Source organism: Phocaeicola abscessus CCUG 55929 (genome assembly GCF_000312445.1).
Classification (GTDB): Bacteria; Bacteroidota; Bacteroidia; order Bacteroidales; family Bacteroidaceae; genus Phocaeicola; species Phocaeicola abscessus.
Genome location: NZ_HE997182.1, coordinates 231,103 through 242,977, shown reverse-complemented (window position 1 = coordinate 242,977; position 11,875 = coordinate 231,103). Strand labels below are relative to the sequence as shown.

Below are 11,875 nucleotides of genomic sequence, written 5' to 3'. Positions count from 1 at the left end.
TGTCAATTCTTACTTCCTTTATACAACTATTTTTATAAATGAATAGTTGTCATTCATATTATTTGCTTTTGCGTCAAGTTTTTCTGTGGATGACTTTGATTCATTCAAAAGAATGCGCACATCCAGTTCTTTGTGAAAGCCATCTGTACAGAGTATCAGCACATCATTTGGCTCAACTTCCAATTTTAAAGTTTCTATATTGCCAAGCTTGTCATCACCCATAACACAGCGAGTAACGATAGAGGCATATCTGTCTTCATCGTAACCTCGCAGAGTCTTGATTTTTTTTAGCTGGCTTAAAATAGAGTGATCCTGTGTGCAGAATAATTGTTTCCCATTACGGAAGAGATAACATCTGCTATCACCTAACCAAGTAATATGTGCTGCATGTCCATCGTAGTATAGAGACACTACCACAGTACCCATTTCACAACCGCCCATAGCAATGCGTTTAATTGCAAGTGTGTCATTAGCATAGTCGTATGCTTCTGCCATGAGATGCACAACATCTGCTTCCTGTAAATAGTGTGAAGACACACAGTCAATAATCGCATCAGCCACAAGGCGAGAAGCAACGTCGCCATGTGAGTAGCCTCCCATACCATCAGCAACTACGAATATAGCATGATTGTTTTCTAACAATTCATGTGTTACGTAATCCTGATTTTGATTTCTAGACCCTTTATTTGTATATTCAGTAATTGTCATTTATTTAACTGCTTGAATAGTGTCGCCCCCATGTTTTGTAACACGTGGGCGTACATTTATTTTAACAGGCTTGGATGTGATAATACTATCAGATGCCTTGTTGGCCCAGAGATATGCTTCGCCAGACTTCAGGCTTGACATTTCGGCAGCAGTTAATGATCCCAGTGGGGTTATGGACTTTTGAACATGTTTAACCCACTGTGGGGAATTAAAGCGATGCAGCAAAACTATAGAACTAAGTTCTATGATTTCATTTGGCAAACTCATTGGGTCTTGGCTGGCAATCATTATCGAAACTCCTTTGTGGCGCATTTCGCGTATTGCCGTTGTAATTGAACCGACAAGTTCTTTATCATTCATGTATTTGTGTGCTTCATCAAAAACAATGAATTTGTTAAATGCCTGTCCATCAACCTGCATAACACCAGAGAAAATATTGAGCATTACTACAAAAAGACCAAGTGCTTCATTTTTCTCAATAAATTCGTCTCTTAGATCAACAATTATCAAGCGACCAGGTTTCAAGTAGTTGCGTAATTGTGTACCATCAGTAATATATTCCTCAGCAAAATCAAGCCTTTGTGAAGCTAATGCCTTTTGTCCATTCGACAAAGAACTGCTGGCGGCAACACCTCTTCGGATGTTCCGGAGGGACATGTCGCTGCGAATTTTCTTCATTATCATCTTCAATTCTCGGATATAGGTTGAATCATTCCCCATAGCACCTAAAAGGAACATCCAGTCTTTTACCTGTAATTCAGATGAATCGAAACCTATAGGATGAACTTCTATATTCGGATATTCAGCCCTGCGTTCCTCAACCTTACTATCTGGAGCAAGAAGGATAACATCCTCCACAGAACCAGCTTCAGCACCATAGCGTTCTTTCAGCAATGCTAATTGACGCGCATCGTCATTTGGTGCGGCCATCGATGTGAATTCTGGTGCATAATCCATACTGTCACTATAATGGAATATAACACTTGCCAATGGAGCCTGCAGCTTATTTACTTTGCTAAATTGCTTCAGCACCATTTCCGTTACAGTGCCTATGGTGTAACTCTTTCCAGCTCCTTGAACACCGAACAGGCTAAAGGTGTTACAGCCATCCAGGTCAACAGCTACCAGCTTATCTTTCACAACAGTATGGCCAAGTATTCCATATTGTGAGGATTGGGATTCTTTCCCCAACAAAATGTCATATTCAGGCTCCACGTAATTTGTATCCATTACACTTCTTTGAGAATCATTAGAAGTTAATATCTCATTTTCTCTTTGGGAATCTTGTTTTTCTGAAACGCGCTCCACTGAATCTGCCTTTTCTGATGGATTTTCATCTTCAATTTTCAAAGAAGAATCAGAGGAAACTATATCAGAATGGTTTTCCTGATTAACAAATTTAACCGAAGGCTCCGTCTCTTCATCTTGGATGATACGTTCAATTTCGCGTTTTTGTCTGCGCTTTGACATAATTGTCTCTTTACGATTTGGTTCCATGAAAGAGATAAAATCCACGTCTTCTTGACTGAGCCGCTCGGTATTTAGAGTTTTATCTTTAGATAGGATGTCGTGAATAACAGGGTATCCCATTCTGTAGAATACGGCATCCCCCCAACAATCTTTCTTTTGTTTCTCTTGCTGGCTCAGGTCGTAAATGATACCCATTCTCTTGAACTTGATATCATAGCCTTCATTAAGAGTATTCAAGAAATCTCTAAATTCTATCATCATTTCGGGGTCTAATATGTTATATCTATTAGCCCTGTCGATATAGAAATTTAACAGATTTGCCAATTCTAATGTCTTCAGCTCCCTATCCAAACGATCTGATTCTGCAAATGCTTTTTCAAAATGTTCTTTCAGTGCTTCAATTGTATTCTCAATTTGAGCAAGCATTTGTTCTTCGAGATTATCCGTTTCATCTTCTGTGAGTGACTGACGACATTTTACTTCAATAACGGTAAATACAATCTCTCTACTTTCAGTATTGAGATTTACCAAAAGAGCATCGGCTCGATTCTTTTTTTGACTTTCAAGGTTTTCAAACAATTCCTTATGCAAATCAATTGGTATCAAGAATGCCTCTGAAAGCAAATTTTTCTTCTTTAGCAATCTCTTGGTGAAAGTCATGCCGAGCACTTCAAATGCTTTATTTTGCGTGCTGTTTACCTGCATCACTAAAGAACTACTAACAGTGCGCACGTCTTCAAGCAATTCTTTGAATAATTCATCCTCTACATTGATGCCAATTTTTTTGAAATGTGGCTTCATTAGTCCTTCAATTTCGCTTGTAGGACGTGTGGTAAGGAAGGATGAAATTCCAGTTCTTTCTTGTCCAGGAATATAATCAAGAAGATATGGTGCTTCTTGACCTTCTCCTTGTGGAAGGTCATAGAACTCCGGCCCCATATTCTTGTCGAAGGTAACAACCCAGTCGCTTACTTCATGGACAAAAGATAGCATCATGCTTTCATTCTCATTCAAAATAAGCTTTGTAGCAGGTACAGATTCTTTTGCCGTAGAAGAAATAATCTTACCTATCACATATTGAAGATTTGCAAAGAGGCTTACGGCATCGTTTGCGAACTCATTTATTGGAGAAGGTATAGCTTTCTCGGCGAAATATCGATTCCATGAGAATTTATCCGTGGTCACCTCCATTCCCACTTGGCTTTTTACTATTACGCCATTGAGATAGAATGATCGCTGTCCTTTTTGAGGTCTTGCCATTCCTGTAACCACAGGGAAAGGATTAACAAGGAATGACAGATGCGCCTGATATTTTTGATGATTGTTAATGAAGTCCTGAATTGGATTTATTGAGAATCGCAACTTTGGGAATAAACGATTTTTCGAAGCAAGGGAGAATACTTCCGCCGCTTCGCTTTGGTTCGTTTCCGGATTGATTAAGTCGCGTAAGGCTTCTCCTGGCTGAATGAGGCGGTCATCTGCGAACAGCCTTATTTCATAGTCATAATGTTTGCCATATTTTTCCATCTCAACCATAGCATCTGCAAATACATTAGCATCGCCAGCATTGAAGAGGTTCATGACAAGTTTATTTGTATATGGATGGCTCTTAACATAGTTAAGCATGTGATGGAAAACCAAATCTTTACTAACGTCGCTATCAATGGTTTTATCACGACTGATGTTCAACAGTGAAGAGACATAAGATTTCAGCTGGCGGAATTCAGATGCGAATGTGTCATTTACATCTATAGTGGGAATGGCAAATAATCCCCATCCGAAAGTAAGTTCACCAACATACTGATATATCTGCATTGATGTTTCTGGCAAGACTAATGGGGAAACATCCATCGGGAGCTCTCCCATAAACAGTTTGGCCAAATCTTTCCATTGACTTTTGTAATCAGGGTTTTCAATGGTCTTGCTTTCCCAATCTTGGAATAAATCGTAAAGATTTATGAGCCATGCCAAACGCAGAGGATGAAGAGGTGACAAAAGTTTTACTTTTTGTTTACCTCCATCAGGCATTTCTACATTAAGCAGTACGGTATCGATATTTTGTATTGCAATCAATGCAGATTCATTTGGTGCCCCTTCGATAAACGAGTGCAGCCATTGAGAATAAGCGTTAACGTATGCCTTTATTTCTTCTGTGTAATTGTAAATAGGGAAGATGTTCAATACTCCAGATTCGGATGCAGCACACATCTGAATGTGGTTGAACAAGGTGCTACGAAGCTCTTTCAATTCTTGTGGCACGACAACCTCTGCCGGAATTTGTTCAAAACTCCAATCCTGCAGCTTTGTGTCTGTTGGATTTCCGCTAATCTCAGCTAACACTCTTCCTAATTGAGTACAATGTTTGTAGAAGGCGCGTTCAAGTTCCAATAGTTTCTTAGAGCACTGAATTTGGTAAGCGTAAGCAGCTTTGCCGTAATCAAAATGGTACACATCATTAAGTGTTCCTGTTTTCCATTCAGTTTTCTCAGAAATCTCAGGTACTACAATTTCTTCTGTCTGTTCGGCTTTACGCAATGTTTCAATCCTGTATGTGAAATATGCCTGTAGCATATTGTCAGGATGATTACGTTTACTGTTCTCTGTATCAATATCTTCTGGTGGCTCACCATCAACAAGGTTCTTAATTGTAAAATACGTTGTCTCATTGGTGGTAAGATATTGGCCTTGTGTATGGAACTGTTCTTTGGGCAAATCAGGGTTTTGCTCATGTTCCATTTCCCACAATGCCTGTATGCTATCCGGCTTGAAAGGGTTGTCTTTGTCTAACTGAAGCCCTTGTCCATCGAGGGCATGAACACGAAGAAAATACTGTCCATCATCAAATGCGTCATAGTTGATGGGGATGGTGACTGTCTTAGATGAATTCTTGCTATTTATCTTCGCCATCTTCAAGCAGTCTTCCACGACTTGGTAGCCATCTTGATTAACCAGCTGAATCAGATACTTTTCGAGAAGTGGCAACTGAGCGGGTGAAGGATTAAAAGTAATCTTCACTTTAAGTTTTGATTTCTTCCCGTTAGGAATTTGCATGATTAAGTCACCCGAAGTGTCTTTAACCAATTCTTTGTCTGGGTCTTTTCCAGGAACAATCTCAGCTGTAACTACAACATTATTCTTCTCTATATCCTCCAAACTTTTAATTCTCCATTCAGAGAAGTAAAGGTTAGGATAATCCTCCAATATACGAAGACATACGGATAAGTTGTCAAACACATCATTTTCTTTCTGGAAGAATTTGACAATATCCTTTTGTATGGTATCTGGTGCCAACGGTAGGGCAGAAGCCTTATCAACTGGTGAAAGAGAGAAATCGCAAAGGAAATTCGTACATTCCCGATTATAAACAAATCGGCTACGGATATTATCCAAGTTATCCATTAGCTTACTGTCAGGCAGTAAACCAAGTATGGCAAGGCCTTCACCCCATGATGAGAGTTTCCAGCCACATATCTCCATGTAAAGAAGATAGTTAATTCTGTCAGACAAAGGAATGCCAAACTCGTTGAATATTTTATTCAGGTCTTCAATAAAAGGCTTCTGCTCATCAGGCATTTCTCGATTGAGCTTTTGCCAGAATTCAATCTGCAAATCCTTAACTGCAAGATCTTGGAAGGTCGCATCACCGTAAGAGTCTTCTGCAGATGTTCGACTATTAGCTGGAATAAGAACAAGCAATGGCTTTTCATTGTTGTTTCTTAGTTCAATGAGTTTGGTTGCATGGATATAATCTGGGCCAGTTTCGGCATCAGATAAAATAAACACCTGTAACTCCTTATTGATTGGCTTCAATAAAGGGAGCAATTGTTTAAGCTCATTCATGGCAAGCCCAGTCACCTTCATGCAATGACCTGGTTTTGCTTGCTTCAAATCCTCGCGATAGAATTCAACAACAAGTGCAAGGAACTTCTCGTAATATAATGATTGAATATCCATATTTCAAAGTTTATCAGTTTAATAACGAGGACGAATTTTCTGTAACAGGCAAGCATCGCTCATGTCGGTATAGAAACCTATTTGGCGCAACTTGTTTTTAAGAGCATCCATGTTTTCCTTAAATGCAGCGTGTGTTTCCACATCAGCACTTTCAAACCTCGGCTCATTCACGCCATTGATGACGAGACCATATCTTGAACGTATCAGGTTAGCTAATTCGTCAATACTAAGAGAACGGCTGGTATAACTGCCGTTTCCATCCGGCTGAAGAACCAGTAGCTGCACCATAGTTTCTAACAGCTTTGAACCAATCACTCCTCTGCGTGGATGTTTTCGTGACCTTCTGCCATCAGCCAGAAGCATAGAATCCGAGTTTTTCATGCAGAGAGAATCCAGCATCCACAAGTGGTATGAGTATTGATATGCACTACCACCACTTGTTTTTTCGAGTATATGAACATAACGGTCGAAGTAATCATCAGTATCATAGTATTGAAGCATGTCTTCGACAGCTTTTTTATCTTCATCTTCATTTATGCTGTCCATTATTTGTTTGATTTCAGAAACAAACAATGGAGAAGACTTGTCAAGATCATTCTTCAGCGTACTTAAAACACCTTCGATGGAAGCATCTTTGCCCATCACCTCATTGAATGGTTGAACGACATTGATTTCAAAGGTTGTCTTGAAATAACGATTGAGAGTGTTAATCATACGCTCGGTGTCCTTGCAAGCGTATTTAGCCACTCGGCTCTCAAGGTCGTTGGTCAAATCAACAACCATTGACCAATCATCATCAACCTGTGTAGTACCAGCTTCACGCATTTTGGGAAGCAGGTATATGAGTTTCATAACATATAGGCTTAGGTGAAGCCCCACTAGAATACGCAAATACTCGATAAATACTATTCGAGGAAGTTTGTCTTTATAGAAAAGCAATCTGCGTATATCATCATTGAACAAATTTGTTTGTTCTGTCAATAGAGGTTTGTTGTTATTGACCTCTGTGACTGGTTTCTTTTTCTCTCTGGGCAGTGTCTGCTGGAGTAGAAGGATTCCTGCCGTATCAACATCCAGTTTATCAGAATCAACAACATGACCGGCAGCATTATCCCATCCAGTAGTTAGATAATCCTTTAAGCCACTCATCACTTCAGGAGCGGCTTTGAGCATCATATAAAGCTGGTCAGACATACTATAGTCTCGGTTATGCTTTTTGTTCTGGATGCGATAACTCATCAAATGAACAGGTCGCAATGATGTGATATGTTCCTTCACGACATTGCCACGGAAAACCATGTTCACCAGGTTGCTTCTCAGCCAGTCCTCTACAGCTTCAATGTTTTCATTTGCGCCCTTAATCTTTCCGCCATTTTCAAGCACCTTCATACTATCCATGAGCGTATCCATTGTATGCCCTCCTTTGGGGGCTGCCAATGTGATAGGTGCGCCACCTGAAGAAATCAATAAAAACAGGTTGGACAAAACACTTTCCAGGTTGATAGCCTTCGCCTCTCCAGCAAACAACTGAGGATTTCTGAAGACGACATTTTTCTTCCTTAACTTAATTATCATAATGCTTGCTGATTAAGAGGTTCAATAGTAATGGTTTTATCTTCATTCAAGCGAACAACGAAGAACTTCTTGTTGTTCTTTGTCACAAGAATCTCGTTATATGTCTTGCTTTCGAGTAAGTTCTTGAATATCTGCAGTTCAATGAATTTACCCTGCATATCATTGATAGACGGGCTGAATCCGTTGTTAATGTATTGCAGCATTTCAAACAAGTCAAGCGACACAGTAAGTTGGATAAACTGTTCGTTCTTGTGGCGGAATATAAAGCTGTCGCTCTCATATTCGAGATATTCCACAAGATGCTTGTTGTCTTCTTCTGCAATACAGAAATCTTCAATATTGAAAACGCGATAGCTCTTCGACAATGGATCATTAACATGCGTACACGACAGTAGCATGTAATTTTCTATCATGTTTCCGCTATTGATGCACCCCTCACTTCTTGAAATTGCCTTTGCTATGCTGTGCATAATAGCAACATTCATTTCTTCCGTCTTGTTACGCAGGTAATCATAGAAGGCTTTGATATTCTGGTAGGGAAGACGCTTCATGAAGTTAAACTTCTTGATGTCGCTACATCCTTCAAAGTATTGATGACGAATAAAGGATTGGTGACGCTCATTGAGAAGGAACTTGTCGTTATCGCTCAATTCATAGCTGGGGACAACAGTACCTACTTCATTAAAGACCTTCAAAAGTGGCTGCTTGCGTTCCCCAAATACAAGATAATTCCCTTCCTCTTTCTCTTTATAATAGAGGTCGCGGTCGTATGCAGGAAGAGAAACACGAGCAATGTCTGTTTCTTTCAGCATCTGAACAAGACGGTCGTTTGACTCGTTTGTTGGGAATGGGAAGTAGGTGTCTATGCGGTTGAAAAACTCTGGAGCTGTTACATTGAAGTAATAGAACTGCCAGTAGAATTCCGGGCGCATATTATCAGCCTTAATATGTTCAAGCATCAACTTCACCTGCTCACATGAGTAATCACGGGTAAGCATGAAGGCGATGAATGAACGAAGGTCGCGCATTGTAATATGCAATTCACGCTTATATACAATCGTGCGAACCAGCCACTCCAGGCGATTGATGACTTCATCACCAGCGTTGGTGTCTTGGAAAGTGTTTACGTTGTACTTGATGAAGCATCGGTCTTTTATCGGGCAGCTCTCGCATTTAGACCAAAGAATAGGATTGGTGAGCTTTTTAATCTGTGAATGAAGTAGGCTTTCGCCGTTCTCATCACGGGCTGTTACTGACCTGAGATTAAGATTTATAACCATCAATCCAGGCAACAAGTCCACTTTTCCACCTTTGTAGAAGTAGTTGTCGATGTTGTCATGCAACACCTTCAAATCATCCTGCGTGCTTAGGAAATCAACCAAACGGCCTTCATTGATGGCAATGATACGTCCTGTTGTGGCCTGCGTATAGTCAGAAAGCCCCATAAATGGATGGAAGAATGAGCGGAGGACATCATCGTTTAATTTGTCGGCTTCATCCTGCGAACCGTCGTAGTTGCTTTCAAAAGCAACTCCTCCGATGTCAAATCTGGCACCATTCATTCCTTCTATCATCTGGCGATTTTCGCCTTTCTTTTCAATTTCATGTATCAGGGCAGTCTTACCATCACCAGCATTACCTGTAATGATAACCAGTTTGTATTTCCCTGCCACAATATCCTTGATAAGATGACGGTGCAACTTTGTTTCCGTATATGTCAACTCATCCAATGAAGACTGATTCAAAGAGGCTCTTGTTCCTGCGTTACCATGACGGCTTTGGCTGTATAAGGAGTTAATGTAATCAACAATGTCTATTTCATTAACCTTGCCATTTGTGCTTGTTAAGAAAGAAGCCTGTGTCTGAGCTTTAAGAAGCCCATTCACACCAATTGTTTCCAATGCTTCTTTCATCTCACGCGCAGATGTGAAGCGCTTTGTACGATCAGTGACAATGCTTTTCATGATAAAATCTGCAAATGGCTCAGACAAAGTCTGCTTCGAGCTGTTGTAAACCCTTATGTCGGTAGGTGCAACATTTATCTTCGGGCAAGGGTCGCTTCCAGACCACGGATAGCTATGTGCAAGTAATTCATAAAGGGTGACACCCAATGAGAAGGTATCTGCTGAATTGTCCCAATTCACCTTATGACCATTTACAATCAGGTCGGGAGCCATATATGGACGTGTACCAGCAAATGCGGTATCATCTTCTAATGCTGTAGAGATATTGAAGTCTATAAGAACATATCTCTGACGCTTATCCCAGACGATATTATTAGGCTTGATGTCACGATGGAAGATTCCCTTATCTTGCATATACACTAAAGCGTCCAACAGCTGCGTAGCCATCTTGTAAATTTCATCGATGGGAAGACGCAGGTCGCCTTTGGTATTTGTGTAGTCACTTAGACTCTCACCATCTAACAGTTCCATCAATGTGAAGAAAAGTCCTTGGTCGGAAAGTCCATTATAAACGAACTTGACGATGTTGGGATGGTAAAGGTCTTTCAATGCTTCATATTCATTGATGATTTCCTGCGCGGTACTGGACTTGTCAAAAAGCTTAGCTGCATACCATTTTCCCATGTAGATATGCTTTGCCTTGAATACACGACCGAAGCCACCTTTACCCAACTCTTCACCAAGAACCAACTCACGAGTGATGGGCATTGTCGGTTTCAGGTCGCGAAGGTCAAATACTTTAGACTGGTCCGTTTGTTCTCCTGAACCGGCTCCTGAGCCATCAGTAGTTTGGAAAGCATGACTTGTAATATATTCTATCAGCTCATCGACCTTTTCAAAACGATCTGCTGGCTCAATGGCAATGGTTTCTTTAATCACATTGTCTAACCAATCAGGCAGTTCCTTTACATGCGATGGAAGAAGGTCATCTGGGAATTTACCCAAAGCACGGAAAGAACTGGTATCATTGAATGGTGTCTTGCCAACCATAAGTTCATAGATGATAACACCGAGCGAATAAATATCGCTTTGAGCACCTACAGCATTATCTTTGAATTCAGGCGGAGTATATGGGCTTTCTTCACCGGCAAGCATGGAACGAACAGTATAATCCATTTTCTGTTCCTCATGCTCTACAAACCACGACTTTCCGAAATTCGCCAATGCAGCAGTACCATCATTCAGTATGTATATGTTGGCAGGGCATACGTCACGATGGAAAACGCCATTGTCGTGTGCCATCTTCAGCGCATTGGCAACATCAATGATGATTTTAACCTTCTCCATCTGTGTGAGGGTCTTCATTCGCAGGATAGACTTTAAGGTGCGGTCATCCATATATTCCGACACCTCATAGAAGTAAGTACCCTCCTCGTTTAGACGGTATTCACTCTTGATGATATAGGGACTGGAAGAAAGATGATACTGTGCGTTTCGTGCATTCTCAACTTTCTTCTTACGGGCTTGCTGTTCCATAGGGGAAAGACCTGCAACACTCAAAGAGTATTCACGAACCTTGAAATGCTTAAAGTCAATGCCACGAGGGTGTACGAGATATTCAGTAAAGAGTTCTGTCTTCTGTAATATCTCATCAATCTGATAATCAAGAATCTCTGTTTTTTCTTCTGCTGTGCGTTGGCTTGAAGCACCAGTTAGGAAGTTGGTTATAGCTTCCTGGTATTCGGCAATAGCATCTTCACGCTTTCCTGCTCTATCCGCATCCTTGATAAATTCTTCGAGGTCGGAGTTGAGCGTGAATATCTGGTCGAAGCTACGTGCATTAGGGTCAAGTCCGAACTTTGTTTGAGAAGGATTACTCAGTGTGACAAGTGTGATAACCTTTGCAAAGCGCCATTCAGGATTCTTCTCAATGAGCATACTCTTCAGCAGCTTGCTTTTCAGTTCTGCTGTACGCAATGGATTAGGACGCTCATGCCCGTTGATGGTCCACTGGAAATCATCACCGTACAGTTGCCCTGCCCAATCCTTATTCTCTATGTGATAGATTGCATGGGGAGCTATAACAATACAGTCGTATTCCCAGAACTGCACCATTCCCTGTGGGTTTTTATGGGCATATTCTCCATTAGGCACGATGTAATAGTTGTCAGGCAGCTGTACTTCCAGACGTTTAAGCAGTCTTTCTTCTCCAGCATTTACTGGGCCAGCGCCTTGTGTGGGGTTACATATCTTTGCCATATTGT

4 protein-coding genes are annotated in these 11,875 nt (G+C 40.8%); all 4 read right to left on the bottom strand.

Features of this window, described 5'->3' with window-relative positions; genetic code table 11:
• Positions 1–18: 18 nt before the first annotated feature.
• The 4 genes from BN102_RS01100 to mads6 are packed head-to-tail and all read right to left on the bottom strand — an operon-like array spanning position 19 to position 11,870.
• The gene (locus BN102_RS01100) at positions 19–708 is read right to left on the bottom strand and encodes a PP2C family protein-serine/threonine phosphatase (RefSeq protein WP_019207205.1); all 690 of its coding nucleotides are present in this window, start codon (positions 706–708) and stop codon (positions 19–21) included.
• Entirely contained in the window at positions 709–6,132 is a 5,424-nt protein-coding gene (mads8, locus tag BN102_RS01095; protein ID WP_019207204.1) for a methylation-associated defense system ATP-binding protein MAD8, read from the bottom strand.
• Positions 6,133–6,150: 18 nt separating this feature from the next.
• A complete protein-coding gene (gene mads7 / locus BN102_RS01090; protein WP_019207203.1) occupies positions 6,151–7,707 on the bottom strand; it encodes a methylation-associated defense system protein MAD7 in 1,557 nt (518 codons plus the stop codon).
• Complete coding sequence (gene mads6 / locus BN102_RS01085; protein WP_019207202.1) at positions 7,704–11,870, bottom strand: methylation-associated defense system protein kinase MAD6; 4,167 nt, start codon at positions 11,868–11,870, stop codon at positions 7,704–7,706. The genes mads7 and mads6 overlap by 4 nt, the downstream gene beginning before the upstream one ends.
• Positions 11,871–11,875: the final 5 nt, after the last annotated feature.